We start from the raw sequence: 16219 nt of genomic DNA on the forward strand, positions 1-16219 counted from the left end.
GCGCCACCGAGCGAGTTGACCTCTTCGGGGCAGACCACGGCGGTCCTGAGGGCGGGCAGCGGTGCGGCGCGTTCCAGCAGCGCCTCGAAATGGCGGTGCCGTTGCAGGATCAGCCCGGGCACATCGGCGGCATTGCGGTGGATCTTGACCTTCGGGGCCTCGACTTCGGCCTCGCCCGAAAGCAGAAGGGTGTCGTCACTGGCGCGGCGCAACTCGGTGGCCAGGGTGACCCCCCGGGTCTCGGCCACCTTGGCGGTGACGGTGACACGGGCCAGCAACTCTTCTCCGGCATGGGCGCGGGCATGGAAGCGCAGGCTCTGGGCGCGGTAGAGCGTGCCGGCGCCGGGCAGGATATTGCCCAGCACCGCCGAGATGATGGCGCCCAGATAGAGCCCCGGAGCCACGGCCTCGTTCCGCCCGTCGCCATCGCCGTCCCGATCATAGAGATGCAGCGGGTTGTGGTTGCCCGAGACATTGGCGAAGACGATCAGGTCATCCTGGGTGCACAGCCGCTTCAGTTCGGCGGTGGCGCCGATGGTCAACTCGTCGAAGGTCTTGTTCTCGATCAGCATGGTCCTGTCCTTTTGGCCGCAGGCTGGCAGAATTCGGTGCAGAAACCGTGACATGGATCAAGTCCCGGGGATCTAGTCCCGGGGAAAAGGCGGATCGGGGCCGGGCATGAGGCCGGGCATGGGGCCGGCGAAGGCAAGCCGGCGCCTCTGCCCGTGGTTCGGCCGGGGCTGTGCCCACTTGGCGGACGCCGGCGGATCCCCTAGCCTGCAGCAGAGGCCGCCCGCCCCGGTGCGGCAGCTGCGCGAGGCACTTCAATGAGCGACAAGGTGAAAGGTCCGGCATCCTACTTCCCCTCGATCGAGGCCCGCTATGGCCAGCCGATCGAGCACTGGAAGCAGATCATCCGCCGGCACCGCGACAGCACGCACATGCAGATCGTCGCCCTGCTCAAGGCAGAGCACGGGCTGGGCCACGGCCATGCCAATGCGCTGGTCGCCCACGAACTGGCCGCCTGGAAGGCCGGCATCTGATCCCGCAGGTGCATTGCATGCACCCTACGCGGACCCGCCGCGCCACGAGCTTCCGCAAGGCCTCCCCCTGACCTCCACCGGGTGCCACGACCAGGGCCAGGGGTGATACCCTGCCATGCAGCAGACCCCCTTGCCCATCACCAGGCTGAAAATACTCCGGGGGGAGCGCGGCACGCGCGGGGGGCAGCGCCCCCCCGCCACCTTTCCATTTGCCGCCATCTGGCGGCGGAAGGGGCAGAGCCCCGTTCCCTTTCCCATTGTCGCCACTTGGCGACGGGCGGGCAGGGCGCCCGCAACCTGTCCAATTACCACCCTCCGGTGGCGCGAGGGGCAGCGCCCGTCACCTGTGCCGTTTGCACCGTCCCGGCAAGCAGGGCCCCTGAAAGCAAGGCTCCTGCCTGGAAAGGCCGATGTCCCCCTTGCTGCCGGGCCGCACGGCGGCGGGCTGCACGGACCGGTCGGACGGGCCGCCCCCTCAACTCAACCGCATCAGGCGCAGCGCCTCGTAGATCGCCGCATGGATATTGCGCGAGGCCACCGCGTCGCCGATCCGCACCAGGTCGAAACCGGCCCCGGGCCTGTGCTGCGGGAAGGGATAGCCGCGCCCCGCGACCTGCACCGCCTGCGCAACCTCGCCGCCATTGCGCGACAGTGGCTTCAGCTCGAAATAGAGATCGTCCAGGGGCAGCGTACCGGCGTTGATCACCACGGCATCGTAGCTGCCCTCCCGCGTTGCCGCCGAGTAGTCGGTGCCGATCACCGCCTTCAGCCCGTTGCCGGCGCGCTCGAGCGCCAGCAGGCGGCGGGCGACGGTGAAAGTCACGTCGCGCTCCTGCAGGGCACGCATGTAGGGCACGAAGTTCATCCCCAGCACCTCGGGCGAGAGGCCGCGCTCGGGGTTCATCAGCTCGACCGTGCAGCCCGCCGCCGCCAGCACCTCGGCGGCCTGGACCCCGGCATGATCACCCGCCTCGTCATAGACCAGCACCCGCCCCGAGGGCTTCGCCTCGCCCGAGATCACTTCCCACGGCGAGAGGGCCAGCGCCCCGCCGGGCAGCACCTCGACCTGGGGCAGGCCGCCGGTGGCCAGGACGACCAGGTCGGGGGAGAGCGCCAGCACCTCTTCGGCCTCGGCGAAGGTGTTGAACCGGAAGGCGACGCCCAGCTCTTCGCACTGCTGCATGCGCCAGTCGATCACCCCGATCATCTCGGACCTTCGCTGCGACTGGGCCAGCAGGCGGACCTGGCCGCCGGGCTGATCGGCGGCCTCGAGAACCGTCACCCGGTGGCCGCGCTCGGCGCTAACGCGGGCGGCCTCCAACCCTCCGGGACCGGCGCCGACCACCACGACATCGCGCGGGGTCCCGGCCTTCTCTATCACATGCGGCTGCTCCAACTCGCGGCCCGTCGAGGCATTGTGGATGCAGAGCGCACCGCCCGACTGGTAGATCCGGTCGAGGCAATAGGTGGCGCCGACGCAGGGGCGGATGCGGTCCTCTTGCCCGGCCATGATCTTGGCCACGATATGGGGATCGGCGATATGGGCACGGGTCATGCCGACCATGTCCAGCTTGCCCTCGGCCACCGCGTGGCGGGCGGTGGCGACATCCGGGATGCGGGCGGCGTGGAAGGTGGGCAGCCCCACCTCGGCGCGGATCCTGCCGGCGAAATCGAGGTGCGGCGCCGAGGCCATCCCCTGCACCGGGATCACGTCGGTCAACCGCGGCTCGGTGTCGATGCGGCCCCGGATCACGTTGAGGAAATCGACCTGGCCCGTGGCCTTCAGCCGCCGGCCGATCTCGATGCCATCCGCCTCCGAGACCGACCCCGGCACCAGGTCGTCCGCCATGTAGCGGAACCCGACGATGAAATCGGGGCCGACGCGATCCCGCACCGCCTGCAGCACGTCGAGCGAGAACTTCATCCGGCTCTCCAGCGTCGCCGCGCCGTAGGGGCCCTCAAGCGCGTTCAGCTGCGGCGACCAGAAGGCGTCCACCAGGTGGCCATAGGCCTCAAGCTCGATCCCGTCGAGACCGGCGGCCTGCATCCGTTCGGCGGCATCGGCGAAATCGGTGATCACCCGGGTGATGTCCCAGTCCTCCATCACCTTGGGGAAGGCGCGGTGCGCCGGTTCCCGGGCCGGGCCGGGGGCGATGGCGGGCAACCAGTCGCCCACGTCCCAGCGGGTGCGCCAGCCCAGGTGCGTCAGCTGGATCATCACCGCGCAGCCATGGGCGTGACAGGCCTCGGCCAGCTCGGCCATCCAGGGGGTGACCTCGTCCTTCCAGGCCAGGATGTTGCCGAAGGCGGCGGGGCTGTCGCGCGACACCACGGCGGACCCCGCCGTCATCACCATGCCGACACCGCCCTTGGCGCGTTCCTCGTGATAGGCGCGGTAGCGCGCCTTGGGCAGGCCGTCCTCGGTATAGGCAGGCTCATGCGCGGTGGTCATGATCCGGTTCTTCAGCGTCAGGTGCTTCAGCCGATAGGGTTGCAGAAGGGGGTCGCGGGAAGGGCGCTCGGTCATGTCCTGGCTCCGGGGTGGGCGTCACGTCTGGGGTTTGGGTCGAGCGAAGCACGCCGCCCCGAGACCTGCCAAGCCCCCCAGCAAGGGCAATGTCGCGAAGACCGGACGGCATGTCGGAAACGCGCTGCCGCAGCGGAAGAAAGCCGTGCTCCGCCGCTTGTGGCGGGTGGCAAGGCGGTGCCTGGATTGGCCGGCTTATACCCTAATGAAATGCTCGGGATTGACTTGGCCGACTGATTTGGTCAGAAAAGCGCCGACAGGAGTCGCCATGAAACACTGCCCTTTCCAGCAAAGCTCTCGTCCCGTGTCCCTGGCGGCATCGGGCGGCATGGGCTGTCGGGGGGCGGCATGAGCGTCGAACGCGGAGCGGAACCCGTCGCGCGGATCACGGCCCTGCCGTTCCAGGAAGCGCTGCTGATCGGCGCCCTGCGGGCCCGCGCCGCCGGACCAGAGGCGCAGCGGCAGTTCTCGACCGAGCTTGCCGACCTGATGGGGGCCAGCCGCGCTGCCGAGGCCGAGGCGGCGCTGGACGGCTTCCTGGAAGTGACCCTGCGCCATGCGCGCCGCCCGCTGATGCGCCACGGGCTGACCTGTGCCTGCGTTGGCGCGGACGAGGCGGTGCTGGCCCACCTGATGACGATTTCCACCAGCGGGGAGAGGGAGGACGCCATGCTGATGGCCTGCCTGCTGGTGCGGCCGGACATGGCGCCGGCCGTGGTGTCGCAGGCCCGGACCCTCGGGTTCGTGCTGCTGCGCGGCGCCCCCGTGGGGACGCATGCCGCGCCCGGCGGGACCTCCGCAACACTGCATTGAACCAACAGATCGAGTTAGGGACACCCGATGACCAAATTGCTGAACGCCGCGCTGGCCTCGACCGCGCTGATCGCCGCGCCCGCCCTGGCCGGGGCCGTCGAAAAGGCCGAGGTGCTGGGCACCTACGTGGATATCGCCGCCGCCGCCTATGGCGACAGCCTGACCACCGCCAAGGCGCTGCAGGCTGCGGTCGATGACCTGATCGCCAACCCCTCTGCCGAGGCGCTGGAGGCCGCCAAGGCCGCCTGGCTGGAAGCCCGCGTGCCTTACCAGCAGACCGAGGTCTATCGCTTCGGCAATGCCGTGGTCGACGACTGGGAAGGCAAGGTCAACGCCTGGCCGCTGGATGAAGGCCTGATCGACTACGTGGATGCCTCCTACGGCGGGGCCACCGATGAAAACGCCTATGCGGTGCTGAACGTCGTCGCCAATCCGACCTTCACCCTCTCGGGCGAGGAGATCGACGCCTCGGAGATCACCCCCGACCTGCTGGAGAACACCCTGCAGGAGGCCGACGAGGTCGAATCCAACGTCGCCACCGGCTACCACGCGATCGAATTCCTGCTCTGGGGCCAGGATCTGAACGGCACCGAGAAGGGTGCGGGCAACCGTCCCTGGACCGACTACGCCACGGGCGATGACTGCACCAATGGCAACTGCGACCGTCGCGGCGCCTACCTGAAGGCAGCCACCGACCTGCTGGTCTCGGACCTGGAATGGATGGCAGGCCAATGGGCCGAGGGCGGCGCGGCGCGGGCCGATCTGCTGGCCGACGAGGACGCGGGCATCGTTGCCATGCTGACCGGCATGGGCAGCCTCTCCTACGGCGAACAGGCCGGCGAGCGGATGAAGCTGGGCGTGCTGCTGAACGACCCCGAGGAAGAGCACGACTGCTTCTCGGACAACACCCACAACAGCCACTACTACGACGGGCTGGGCGTGCATAACGTCTACTTCGGCTCCTACACCGGCGTCGATGGCACCGTGACCTCGGGCCCCTCGCTGTCCGATCTGGTCGCCGAGGCCGATCCTGAGGTCGATGCCACTCTGAAGGCCGATCTCTCGGACACGATGTTCAAGCTGGCCACGCTGAAGAGCGCCGCCGAGGCGGGCTTCTCCTACGACATGATGCTGGAGCGCGGCAACGAGAAGGGCGAGGCCCTGATCATGAACGCCGTCGATGCGCTGGTGCAGCAGACCAAGGGCATCGAGCGCGCCGTCGCCGCCCTGGAACTGGACCAGATCGGCTTCGAGGGCTCGGACAGCCTCGACAACCCGGACGCCGTCTTCGAGTGATCCGGCGGATCTGATCCCTTGCCAACAGGTCGGGTGGCGCGCGCGCCGCCCGGCACACCCCGAACCGAAAGGCCCCTGCCATGATGGTCTGCCACTGCCAGTCAATCTCCGATCGCGACATCCGCGCCGCGGTGGACTGGATGCGCGCCTCGGACCCCGAGACGATCATCACCCCCGGCAAGATCTACCGTGCCCTCGGCAAGAAGGCGGAATGCGGCGGTTGTTTGCCGCTTTTCATGGACACGATGCGCGATTGCGATAGTTTCGAAGTACCTGAAATTCTGCGCGGCCTGCGCCGCGCGCCCGGAAAGGAGACTTCGGATGAAAGGCGACGCAAAGGTCATCGAGTACCTTAACGCAGCGCTCCGCAGCGAGCTGACGGCCATCAACCAGTACTGGCTGCACTATCGGCTGCAGGATGACTGGGGCTATGGCAAGCTGGCCGCCAAGTCGCGCGCCGAGAGCATCGAGGAGATGCACCACGCCGACAAGCTGGTCGACCGGATCATCTTCCTGGAAGGCCACCCGAACATGCAGAAGCTGGACAGCCTGCGGATCGGCGAGAACATCAAGGAAACCCTCGAGGCCGACCTGGCCGCCGAACATGAGGCCCGCGCGCTCTACAAGGAAGCCCGCGAGTACTGCGAAAGCGTCGGCGACTACGTGACCAAGAACCTCTTCGAGGAGCTGATGGCGGACGAGGAAGGCCATATCGACTACCTCGAAACCCAGCTTGATCTCTACGAGAGCCTCGGCGCCGAGAAATATGGCCTGCTCAACGCCAGCTCGGCCGATCAGGCCGACTGAGCGTCGACTGGCGGATCGAAAAGGGGCCTTCGGGCCCCTTTCCTTTTGCCCGGCTGGGCACTGCCGTCGAGAAGGTTCCCCCCGGAGGCAGCCGGGAAGGGGGCTCTGCCCCCGTCTCCGCAGGAGACTCCCCTGCAGTATTTCCAGCCGTCGGATGGAGGGGGGCGCGGCGCCCTGCCCATCCTGAGGCCGAAAATACTGCCGCCGGAGGCGGACAAGCCCTCTGCCGGCGCGACGCCTGAGGCATGGCCGGGACGCTTCGTCGCGGAGACCTGCTGGTTTTCCGATTGAATTGCTCAGGCAAGAGTGGCACTCCGGGGCCGGGTTCAAGGGGAGGTCATGCTGATGACCCTGTGGTCTGGTTTCCGGAGTGTCGTCCTGTCCGCGCTGGCGGGGCTGAGTGTCGCGCCGCAAGGGCAGGCCGAGACTGCGCCGCTGCCCGCGCTGCTGTCCGAGCCGCTGCTGAACGTGCAGCCGCGCTCGGCGGAAGAGGTGGCGCGGGTGGCGGGGGTGATTGCGCCGACCACTGATTTCACCAAGCCCGAACGCTTCGAGCAGAACCCGGGCGGCGGCTCGACGACGCGCGCCCGCACCGATGCCGATGCCTTCAGCCAGAGCTCGGAGACCCTCTCGTTCGAGGAGGAGATGACCTTCAAGCTGGGCAACGGGCTGTTCAAGAAGCTCTGGGTCAGCTCGCCCAGCTCGACCCGGGCCAGCGACGGTCTGGGACCGCTCTACAATGCGCGCTCCTGCCAGCGCTGCCATCTGAAGGACGGGCGCGGCCATCCGCCCGAGGGACCTGACGACGACGCGGTCTCGATGTTCCTGCGCGTCTCGGTGCCCGCCCATGACGCCGTGCCGATGTCGGATATCGAGGCCTTCCTGCTGTCGCTGGGCGATCCCATGGGCGAGGCGGCGCGTACCCGGCCCGATCCGGTCTATGGCGGGCAGATGCAGGATTTCGGCATCGCCGGGCTGCCTGCCGAATATCGTCTGGGCGTGACCTGGACCGAAGAGGTCGTGGAGCTGGCCGGAGGCGAGACCGCCCGCCTGCGCCGTCCCGAATGGCGCGCCGAGGATCTGGGCTATGGTCCGCTGGCGCCCGGGGCCATGCTCAGCCCCCGGGTCGCGCCGCAGATGCTGGGGCTTGGCCTGCTCGAGGCGATCCCGGCGGCGGACATCCTTGCCAAGGCCGATCCCGAGGATCTTGATGGTGACGGCATCTCGGGCCGCGCCCAGCTGGTCTGGAGCTTCGAGCACGACCGACCCGCCCTTGGCCGCTTCGGCTGGAAGGCCGGTGCGCCGACGGTGAAGGAACAATCCGCCGCCGCCTTCTCGGGCGATATCGGCATCTCGACCCCGCTGTTCAGCGATCCCTGGGGCGATTGCACCGAGGCCGAGGAAGGCTGCCGCAGTGCCCCGCATGGTGACGGCGATGCGCGGGGCACCGAGATCGACGCCGAGGGTCTCGACCTCGTGACCTTCTATTCCCGCAACCTTGCCGTGCCCGAACGCCGCGACGTCGGCGCCCCGGAGGTGCTGCGCGGCAAGGAGATGTTCTATACCGCCGGCTGCATCAATTGCCATACGCCCAAGCATGTGACCCATCGGCTGGCCGAGCCTGCGGCCCAGAGCTTCCAGCTGATCTGGCCCTACACCGACCTGCTGCTGCACGACATGGGCGAGGGGCTGGCTGATCACCGTCCCGAGGGCCGCGCCAATGGCTACGAGTGGAAAACGCCTCCTCTCTGGGGCATCGGCTTGACGCCTCAGGTCAATGGCCACAGTTACTACCTGCACGACGGTCGCGCGCGCTCGTTGCTGGAAGCCGTGCTCTGGCATGGGGGCGAGGCCGAGGCGGCCCGCCAGCAGGTCGTCGACATGGCGCCTGCCGACCGCGCCGCCCTGATCGCCTTCCTGGAGAGCCTCTGATGCGCCTGCCTGCTTTCGTCTTTGCCCTGACCCTACCCGCGATGCTGGCCACCCCGGCCCATGCCGACCTGGACCGGGCGATTGCCAATCACGTGCTGCCGGGCACCGCCGCCTTCGCCAGCGCCGCGGGCAGCCTGGCGATGGAGGCGCAGGGCGATTGCCGGGCCGGGCCCGCGTTGCGGGGCGCCTATGACACGGCCTTTGATGCCTGGCTCGGCATCTCGCATCTGCGCTTCGGGCCGCTGGAGGTCGACGGGCGGGTCAATGCCATCGCCTTCTGGCCCGACAAGAAGGGCTTTACGCCCCGGATCCTGTCCGGGCTGATTGCCGATGAGGATCCCATCGTCGATGCGCCGGAAGAGTTCCACGAGCTTTCGGTCGCCGCGCGGGGCTTCTTCGCGCTCGACATGCTGCTGTTCGACGAGCAGTTCGCCGGTTATGACAGCGACAGCTACAGCTGCCGTCTCGTGCAGGCGATCAGTACTGATCTCGCGCGTATGGGCAACGAGATCGACGCCGAATGGCGTGACGAGGCCGCGCCGCTGCTGCTGAGCGCCGGGGAGGCGGGCAACACCACCTACCTGTCGCGGGACGAGGCGGTGCGGGTGCTCTATACCGCGCTGCTGACCGGGCTGGAGTTCGACGCCGACCAGCGCCTCGGCCTTCCGCTCGGCACCTTCGAGCGCCCCCGCCCGGAACGTGCCGAGGCGCGCCGTTCGGGCCGGTCCCTGCGCAATGTCGAGGTCTCGCTGCGGGCGCTGGAACAGCTTGCGCGCACCCTGATGGCGCCGGACGGGATGCCGGTCACCGAGGCGGCCTTCGCGGATGCGCTGAGCCATGTCGCCGGTCTGGACGACCCGGTCTTCGCCGGGGTCGAGGACCCTTCCGGGCGGCTCAAGGTCGAGATCCTGCTGCAGCGCATCCAGCTGGTACGCCGCGCCGTCGAGGGCGAGATCGGCGCGCATTTCGGCCTGACCGCCGGGTTCAACTCTGCCGACGGAGACTGACATGACCACCCGCCGCGCCTTCCTCGCCGCCATGGCGGCTTCGGCCCTCACCCCGCGGCTGAGCTGGGCCGATGCGGGATCCCCGGCCTTCCTGGCCTGCGCGAAAGAGGCCGACGGGCAACATGCGCTCTTTGGCATCGACATCATGGGCCATGACGTCTTCCGGGTGCCGCTGCCGGGGCGGGGCCATGCCGGGGCGGCCCATCCCGTCGCGCCCGAGGCCGTGGGGTTCGCCCGCCGTCCGGGCACCTTCGCGCTGGTCATCGACTGTGCGCGCGGTGAGGTGATGCATCGGCTGGAAAGTCCCGAGGGGCGGCACTTCATGGGCCATGGCACCTTCCTGCAGGGCGGCGACCTGCTGGCGACGCTGGAAAATGACTACATCACTACCCGCGGCAAAATCGGCCTCTGGTCGCGGGCCGAGGGATATCGCCGCGTGGGCGAGATCGAGACCCACGGCGTCGGCCCCCACGAGGCGCTGCAGATGCAGGACGGCACGCTGGTCGTCGCCAATGGCGGCATCCAGACCGACCCGCGCGTCGGCGAAGGACGGGACAAGCTGAACCTGCCGGACATGAAGCCCTCGCTGGCCTATATCACCCCCGGGGGCGACCTGCTGGAACAGGTCTTCTTGCCGCAAGAGCTGCACCTGAACTCGATCCGTCACCTGGCGATGACCTCGGACGAGCTGGTCGGATTCGCGATGCAATGGGAGGGCGACGTGATGGATGCGCCGCCGCTTCTGGGCCTGCACCGGCGCGGCTGGTCGGCGGCGAAGCTGGCCGAGGGGCCCCTGGGTGAGCAACTGGCGATGAACGCCTATGCGGGCTCGGTCGCGCTGTCCGGTGACGGGCAGTTCTTCGGCATCACCAGCCCGCGCGGCGGGCGGCTGCATCTGTTCGACCATGAGGCGCGTTTCGTCGCCAGCCACCACCGCCCGGACATCTGCGGGCTGGCTGCCGGCCCAGAGGGCTTCCTGGCCACCGACGGGCTTGGCGGCGTCTGGCACGCCACTGCGACAGAGTTCCAGCCCTTCACCCGGGCCGAACGCGCCTGGGACAACCATGTGGTGACGCTCTAGGCGAAAGCGCCGCGTTGGTCAGGGGTGCGCCGGGGCGACGGTCTTGACCGGCTTGGCCCCCAGGGGGCTGATCCGCCGCGCCCTGTCGATCCCCGAAAGCCGGTCCGTGCCATAGCGCTCGGTCGAGGCGAGGAAGCCGTTCACCTCGGGGTTCTGGCGGGTCGTCTCGCGGCCCGCCCGGATCGACAGATCGACCTCCTCTTCCTCCAGCCGCAGGCGGGTGGGGATGGCGTTCAGCCGGTCCTCCATCTCGGGGTCCAGATCGTCGAAGCGGACCAGCCCGGTAAAGAACTTCAGGTCGCGGCAATCCCATCCCGCGAGCGAGCCGCGCAGGCGGGCGACCTCGGGCAGGCTCAGCCCGCAGCGGAACTCGACCAGGTCTTCCTGCCACTTGTCCAGTTGCAGCCGCATCGCATCGTAGCCGGTGCGCGAGGCCGAGGTCATCGCCGACATGACGATCGAGCGCGCCAGCTGGCCGCCGCCGGGGCCCTTCAGGCGATGCGTCCAGCCGTTGGGCTGCTCGACGCCGGCATCGGCGACGAGGAACAGCAGGCGTGACAGCTTCACCGCCTCGCGCGCTGTCAGCGGGGCATGGGGCGCCTCGGCGCGGGCGCGCTCGACCGCCAGGCCGGTGGTGCCGAAGTTGTCGGTGATCCCGCCGTCCAGCAGTTTGACGTATTTCATGTCCGGATCGCTGGCATAGCTTTCCAGCGCCGCCGCATGGGCGCGCATCGCGCCGGTCGCCTCGGAATTGTGGCGCGCCGCGGTCAGCCAGTCGGGCTCGTGGTAGGTACAGGCGCCCTGGTGGGTGTCGATGACGATGGGCGAGAAGACCAGCGGATAGGCCGCCGAGGCCGCGACCGCATCCGAGATCGGGAAGCGCGACAGGTCCGAGCAGAGCGCGTCGAAGGTCTCGGGGGTGAAGAGGAAGGTGGTCTGGCTGGCGACATCGGTGGCGTTGATCCAGGTGGTGATGGACGACCGCCGGGCCAGGTCGCCGAAGGTGGCGCCGTGGAACAGGGTCTCGTCCAGGAAGCGCCCGAAGGTCTCGCGCCCGTTGGCTCCACCCGAGATCCCGCGCGCAAGGGTCACCGGGTTCAGCGGGTTGTTCTTCATGTAGCGTTCGCCGTCCTGCACCAGGTAGCCGTCGCGGTAGCCATCGACCCCCGCCGCGCCGTTCAGCCCGTAGTAGGCCGCCGTGACCGAGCCGCCGGATACCCCGGTAACCAGGCGCAGCTCGCTGAGGATGCCATCGGGATCGCCGGGCCGGGCGGTCATGGCGCGCAGCTCTTCGACGACGCCATGGGCGAAGGCCGAGGCCCGCATGCCGCCGCCCGAGAAGGCCAGCCCGACCCAGAGCGTCTCGTCCCCGCCGGGGCGCGCGCGCTCGGTCGGGGTGTCGCCGGCCTCTCGGGGCGCGTTCAGCGGGGCGTTTATCACCGCGCAGCCGGCCAGCGCCGCCGCCGCCAGAAGGCCCAGGGCCGCTCTGCGCCCGATCATGCCATGTGTCCCCCGTGTGATCTCGTGTGACCTCGTGTGGTGCCGTGCGGCTCCGTCTCGTTCCCTCAGGTCAGCTTAGGCCAGGCAATTTCGATTTTGAAACCCTGTGCGGTCTCGGGAAGGGCCAGCCGGGCGCCATGGCGGGTGGCGATTGCCTGCACAAGCGCCAGTCCCAGCCCGTGCCCCGGCACCGCGCGGTCCCTTGGGGCGCGAACGAAGAGGCGGGTGACCTCGGCGCGGATCTCGGGCGGCAGGCCGGGGCCGGTGTCTTCGACCACCATCAGGTGCCGGTCGCCCTCGGGGGACAGGCTGAGGGTGATGCGGTCGCCGGGGCCGCAGAACTTCATCGCATTGTCGAGAAGGTTGGTCAGCACCTGGGCGATCAGGTTGCGTTCGCCCAGCACCATGGCGGGGCCGGGCAGATCGCCGACCAGCACCATGCCCCGGTCCTCGGCCAGCGGCTGGTAGAGCTCGCAGAGCTCGCCGGCCAGCCCGGCCAGGTCGACCGGCAGCAGTCCGGGACGGGCGCCGCCCGCCGCCTCGGCGGACGAGATGTCGAGCAGCGCGTTGAAGGTGCGGGTGGTGGCGTGGATCTCGGCCTCCAGCGCCTGCTTCTGCGCCCCGGGGGCCTCCAGCATGCGGATCTTCTGCAGGATGCGGTTCAGCGGTGTGCGCAGCTCGTGCGCGATCAGGTCCGACAGGCGCTGCGTGGCACGGTTCAGGGCCTCGATCCGGTCCAGCATGGCGTGGACATGGGTTTCCAGCAGGCCGAATTCGTCATCCGGGCGCGCGCCGGGCAGGCGGGCCGACAGATCCCCCTCGGCGACCCGGTCCGCCAGCCGGTTGATCCGCCCGATCCGCGCCAGCACCCAGCGGGAGGTCAGCCAGCCCGCCAGCAGCGACAGCGCCACCAGCCCGGCGGCCACAGGCAGGATCACCGCGCGCAGCCCGGCCAGGGTGACCTCGCGCGGGGTCTCGGCGCGGGCGGTCAGGAAGCGGAAGCCGCCGGGCAGCTCGCGGGCGATGCCACGATAGGCGATCCGGTCGCCGCCGGGACCGAGCGGCAGGTCGTAGCCCAGCACCGGAGTGGCCTCGAAACCCGTGCCCTCGGGGGTGATCCCGACGGGCCAGCCGCCGATGTTGCCTGCCAGCTTCACCCCCTCGCGGTCCTGCAGCAGGTAGATCGCCTCGTCCGGCAGCATGGTCTTCGAGCGGAAGTCGATGGCCTGGCGCAGGGCGGGAATGCGGCGCTGCTGGTAGGTGGCGGCGAAGGCCTGAAGGTCGCTTTGCAGCAGTTCGGCCTGCCGCGCGGCGAGGGCGCGGGCGGTCAGCTGGTACTGCAAGCCCATGGCCGAGAGCGAGATCAGCACGATTCCCGCCGCGATGGCCAGGGTGACCCGCAGGCTGGCAGAGCGGCGCAGGGCGCTCATCCGCGGGCCCCGGCGGGACCGGGACGGGCGGCGCGCAACAGAGAGACGGGCAGGGCGGCCATGCCCTCCCTCACGCCCCGCTGCGGGCGGGGTCGAAGACATAGCCTTCGCCGCGCTCGGTATGGATCACGGCGCGTCCGGCGGCCTGTTCCAGCTTGCGGCGCAGGCGGCCGACGTGGACATCGACAACATTGGTCTGCGGATCGAAATGCAGGTTCCAGACGTTCTCGAGCAGCTGCATCCGGGTCACCACCGCCCCGGCGTTACGGGCGAAATACGAGATCAGCTCGAACTCCTTGGGGCTGACGGGCACGTGGCGGGGGCCGACATGCACGGTGCGCGCCTTGACGCGGATCTCGAGGTCGCCGAAGGCCACGAGGTCGCTATCGCTCAGCACCATTGCGGCGCGGCGCAGAAGGGCGCGCAGGCGGGCGCGCAGCTCGTCAGGGTCGAAGGGCTTGGCAAGGTAATCGTCGGCGCCCTTCTCGAGCCCCTCGATCTTGTTGGTGGCCCGCCCGAGCGCCGAGACGATCAGCACCAGCGCGGTCGAGCCCGTCGCCCGCAGTTGCGCGATAGCCTCGATCCCGTCTCCACCGGGCAGCATCCGGTCGAAGACGATCACCGCGTAGTCCCCGGCCGAGGCCTCGGCCAGCCCCTCGGCGTAGCTGGCGACGCGGGTCGGCTGCGCGCCGAGGTCACGGGCGGCGGTCTCGGCGGCGCGGGCGGCAGCGTCGTCGTCCTCGACGATCAGGATGCGGGGGGCAGGGCGGTCTTGGGTCATCGGCGCAGCGTCTTTCGGCAGGGTCGGGGGCCAGTTCAGAAGGGAATGACCGCCGGGTCAAGGGCATTGCCGGTCACCGGCCGTTTCAGCGAGGGGCGCGCGGCCGGGTCGAGCAGCAGGTGCAGGCTGCGGCCCTCGCGCCTGAGGCGCAGCAGGACGGGGGCCTCCAGCGCGTCGGTCGCGAGGGGGCCGGGCACTCCGTTCACCGCCTCGATACGGTCGCCGGTGGCAAGGCCGGCGGCGAAGGCGGCGCTGTCGGGGGCGACGCCGGTGATCTCATGCCCATCGGGGCCAAGGGTCAGGCCAAGCTGCAGCGGGGCGGCCTCGGCGGGGGCTGCGCGGGGGGCAGTCCCCCCGTCGAGGCGCAGGACCACGTCGCGGGCTTTGGGAAACGCGCCCTCGGGCGTGCTGCCGGGACGATAGAGCGTCAGGGTCACGTGCGGACCCCCGCGCGCCTCAAGCGCGAAGGCCAGGTCGCCGGGACGGTGCAGCTCGCGCCCCTCGGCGCGCAGCAGCATGTCCCCGGCTGCGATCCCGGCGCGGGCGGCGGGGCTGTCGGGGGTGACGTGCTCGACCAGCACGCGGGCGGGCAGGCGGGGTTCCAGGAGGTGGTGGATCCTGAGGGGCAGCGGTCGCAGTGACAGGCCCAGCACGGGCACCGGCGGCAGCCTGTCGGCAATCATCCGGTCGACCTGGGTGATCGGGATCGCATAGGCCACCCCGTTGAACAGCCGCGAGCCGTCGGCGATGCGGGCATTGACCCCGACAACCTCGCCCGCCGCGTTGACCAGCGGCCCGCCGGAGGAACCGGGGTTGGTCGCGGCATCGTGCTGGTAGTAGGCCAGGGGCACCGCCGGATCGACCTGCCGGGCGACATGAGAGAGGTGCCCGCCGCTGAGGCTCTGCGCCAGCCCGAGCGGCGCGCCGAGGGCGAAGAGCGGATCGCCGAGCCGCGGTGGCGCCGCGGCGGCCTGCAGGGGCGGCAGGTCGAAGGGCTCCGTCATGTCGTAGAGCGCCAGGTCGCGGGCCGGGTCGATGGCGCGCCGGCGCAGGTGCATGACCCATTCATCGCCCTCGCTGCCGAAATGCGCCGCAAGCCAGGGGTGATCGCCGGCGACGTGGGCATTGGTGACCACCAGCGCCGGCGCGCCGTAGACGAAACCCGAGCCAAGGAAGATCTCGCGCGTTTCGAGGTCGGTCAGGCGCACCGTGGACTGCATGGCCCTTTCCAGCGCCGCGTCCCGGGCCTCTCCGAGGCGCCAGGCCAGGGCTTCGGGGCCGTTTTGGGGGGCGTCCTGGGCGGGCAGGGCGCGGGGAAGGGTCAGCAGCAGGGCCAGAAGGGCGGCGGGCAGGCGGCGATGCCAGGCAGCGGTCGGGGTGGTCATCCGGGTCTCCTGCCCGCATCCGGGCGTCGGGGGCGTCTCTCCTGTCCAGGCCTAGCGCCCGCGCCGCGGCAACTCACATGACAAGTGCCGTCACGCGGCGCCCGGCCGGACAGGGCGGACGGAAATCCATTGAAACGTGGGCCGCAGGGGGCAAGACTTGGCACGATAGCCGGAGAGATTTCATGACCCTGTCCTTTTCCCGACACCCGCGCCTGCTGATGGCCGGCCTCGTTTTCCTGCTGCTGCCGCTGGCGACGCCCCTGGCCGCGCAGAGCGTGATCCGCAACGCCGAGCTGTCGGCGCGGCTCTTCGAGGCTGCCGAAGAGCTGCAGGACCCGCTGCTGGCCGTGGCGGCGGCGCGGGTGCGCAAGTCGGTGCTGGCGATGCAGGTGGCACGCCTGCCGCAGAAGGAGGGCCCGGCCGCCGAGGGCATCACGCCGCGGGCGCGGCTGCTGTCCTGGCAGGAGATGCTGGCCCGCGCGCTGGAGATGTCGGAGGGCAACGAGACCATCGCCCGGCTGGCCGATGACGTGAAGTTCGCCGGCACAAAGGGGGTGGCCTCGGGGCAGGTCTATTCCATCTCGACCATCGGCGGGACCGGCAAGGATACCTACCCG

Annotated in this window: 15 protein-coding genes; 9 read left to right on the forward strand and 6 right to left on the reverse strand. The window is 69.8% G+C overall.

The window, feature by feature from the left end:
- A partial coding sequence (locus OS124_RS0121640) for a MaoC/PaaZ C-terminal domain-containing protein (protein WP_010142096.1) occupies window positions 1–572 on the reverse strand: 572 nt, incomplete at its 3' end.
- A gap of 267 nt (window positions 573–839) precedes the next feature.
- Between OS124_RS0121640 and OS124_RS0121645 the strand changes: the two genes are divergently transcribed.
- Window positions 840–1043: a DUF4287 domain-containing protein gene (locus OS124_RS0121645; protein WP_237708153.1), complete on the forward strand. Its 204-nt coding sequence runs from the start codon at window positions 840–842 to the stop codon at window positions 1041–1043.
- Window positions 1044–1518: 475 nt separating this feature from the next.
- Here the strand turns inward: OS124_RS0121645 and OS124_RS0121650 are convergent, their stop codons facing one another.
- Window positions 1519–3570: an oxidoreductase gene (locus OS124_RS0121650; RefSeq protein ID WP_010142098.1), complete on the reverse strand. Its 2052-nt coding sequence runs from the start codon at window positions 3568–3570 to the stop codon at window positions 1519–1521.
- Window positions 3571–3918: 348 nt separating this feature from the next.
- Here OS124_RS0121650 and OS124_RS25610 point away from each other — a divergent pair, with 348 nt between their 5' ends.
- The 7 genes from OS124_RS25610 to OS124_RS0121680 all read left to right on the forward strand — a co-directional run bounded on the left by OS124_RS25610 (window position 3919) and on the right by OS124_RS0121680 (window position 10506).
- Entirely contained in the window at window positions 3919–4383 is a 465-nt protein-coding gene (locus tag OS124_RS25610) for a hypothetical protein (protein WP_010142099.1), read from the forward strand.
- A gap of 27 nt (window positions 4384–4410) precedes the next feature.
- On the forward strand, window positions 4411–5679 hold the full coding sequence (locus tag OS124_RS0121660) for an imelysin family protein (protein ID WP_010142100.1): 1269 nt from the start codon (window positions 4411–4413) through the stop codon (window positions 5677–5679).
- Between the two features lie 80 nt (window positions 5680–5759).
- A complete protein-coding gene (locus OS124_RS26725) occupies window positions 5760–6035 on the forward strand; it encodes a (2Fe-2S)-binding protein (RefSeq protein WP_010142101.1) in 276 nt (91 codons plus the stop codon).
- Window positions 6001–6486 carry a bacterioferritin gene (gene bfr / locus OS124_RS0121665; protein WP_010142102.1) on the forward strand — a complete coding sequence of 162 codons (486 nt, stop codon included), beginning with the start codon at window positions 6001–6003 and terminating at the stop codon, window positions 6484–6486. The genes OS124_RS26725 and bfr overlap by 35 nt, the downstream gene beginning before the upstream one ends.
- A 339-nt stretch (window positions 6487–6825) precedes the next feature.
- The gene (locus tag OS124_RS0121670) at window positions 6826–8418 is read left to right on the forward strand and encodes a di-heme oxidoredictase family protein (protein ID WP_010142103.1); all 1593 of its coding nucleotides are present in this window, start codon (window positions 6826–6828) and stop codon (window positions 8416–8418) included.
- Window positions 8418–9425, forward strand: a complete 1008-nt coding sequence (locus OS124_RS0121675; protein ID WP_010142104.1) for an imelysin family protein — start codon at window positions 8418–8420, stop codon at window positions 9423–9425. Before OS124_RS0121670 ends, OS124_RS0121675 begins: the two co-directional genes overlap by 1 nt.
- A gap of 1 nt (window position 9426) precedes the next feature.
- Window positions 9427–10506, forward strand: coding sequence for a DUF1513 domain-containing protein (locus OS124_RS0121680; RefSeq protein ID WP_010142105.1), 1080 nt, complete (start codon window positions 9427–9429; stop codon window positions 10504–10506).
- An 18-nt stretch (window positions 10507–10524) separates the two neighbouring features.
- Here OS124_RS0121680 and OS124_RS25615 read toward each other — a convergent pair whose 3' ends face one another.
- The 4 genes from OS124_RS25615 to OS124_RS0121700 form a co-directional block, all read right to left on the reverse strand.
- Entirely contained in the window at window positions 10525–12006 is a 1482-nt protein-coding gene (locus OS124_RS25615) for a patatin-like phospholipase family protein (RefSeq protein WP_010142107.1), read from the reverse strand.
- A gap of 65 nt (window positions 12007–12071) precedes the next feature.
- Window positions 12072–13436 (reverse strand): sensor histidine kinase, encoded by a 1365-nt coding sequence (locus tag OS124_RS25620; protein ID WP_010142108.1) that lies wholly within the window; start codon window positions 13434–13436, stop codon window positions 12072–12074.
- A 70-nt stretch (window positions 13437–13506) separates the two neighbouring features.
- On the reverse strand, window positions 13507–14217 hold the full coding sequence (locus tag OS124_RS0121695; protein WP_010142109.1) for a response regulator transcription factor: 711 nt from the start codon (window positions 14215–14217) through the stop codon (window positions 13507–13509).
- A gap of 35 nt (window positions 14218–14252) precedes the next feature.
- Complete coding sequence (locus OS124_RS0121700) at window positions 14253–15602, reverse strand: trypsin-like peptidase domain-containing protein (protein ID WP_010142110.1); 1350 nt, start codon at window positions 15600–15602, stop codon at window positions 14253–14255.
- Between the two features lie 182 nt (window positions 15603–15784).
- Between OS124_RS0121700 and OS124_RS0121705 the strand changes: the two genes are divergently transcribed.
- A partial coding sequence (locus OS124_RS0121705) for a hypothetical protein (RefSeq protein ID WP_010142111.1) occupies window positions 15785–16219 on the forward strand: 435 nt, incomplete at its 3' end.

Origin of the sequence: Oceanicola sp. S124 (genome assembly GCF_000220565.1) — a bacterium.
GTDB lineage: Bacteria > Pseudomonadota > Alphaproteobacteria > Rhodobacterales > Rhodobacteraceae > Pseudooceanicola.

Coding starts and splice junctions, on each gene's coding strand:
- OS124_RS25615 (WP_010142107.1), bottom strand. CDS start 12,006: ATGATCGGGCGCAGAGCGGCCCTGGGCCTTCTGGCGGCGGCGGCGCTG.
- OS124_RS25620 (WP_010142108.1), bottom strand. CDS start 13,436: ATGAGCGCCCTGCGCCGCTCTGCCAGCCTGCGGGTCACCCTGGCCATC.
- bfr (WP_010142102.1), top strand. CDS start 6,001: ATGAAAGGCGACGCAAAGGTCATCGAGTACCTTAACGCAGCGCTCCGC.
- OS124_RS0121680 (WP_010142105.1), top strand. CDS start 9,427: ATGACCACCCGCCGCGCCTTCCTCGCCGCCATGGCGGCTTCGGCCCTC.
- OS124_RS0121650 (WP_010142098.1), bottom strand. CDS start 3,570: ATGACCGAGCGCCCTTCCCGCGACCCCCTTCTGCAACCCTATCGGCTG.
- OS124_RS0121700 (WP_010142110.1), bottom strand. CDS start 15,602: ATGACCACCCCGACCGCTGCCTGGCATCGCCGCCTGCCCGCCGCCCTT.
- OS124_RS0121675 (WP_010142104.1), top strand. CDS start 8,418: ATGCGCCTGCCTGCTTTCGTCTTTGCCCTGACCCTACCCGCGATGCTG.
- OS124_RS26725 (WP_010142101.1), top strand. CDS start 5,760: ATGATGGTCTGCCACTGCCAGTCAATCTCCGATCGCGACATCCGCGCC.
- OS124_RS0121660 (WP_010142100.1), top strand. CDS start 4,411: ATGACCAAATTGCTGAACGCCGCGCTGGCCTCGACCGCGCTGATCGCC.
- OS124_RS0121695 (WP_010142109.1), bottom strand. CDS start 14,217: ATGACCCAAGACCGCCCTGCCCCCCGCATCCTGATCGTCGAGGACGAC.
- OS124_RS0121670 (WP_010142103.1), top strand. CDS start 6,826: ATGCTGATGACCCTGTGGTCTGGTTTCCGGAGTGTCGTCCTGTCCGCG.
- OS124_RS25610 (WP_010142099.1), top strand. CDS start 3,919: ATGAGCGTCGAACGCGGAGCGGAACCCGTCGCGCGGATCACGGCCCTG.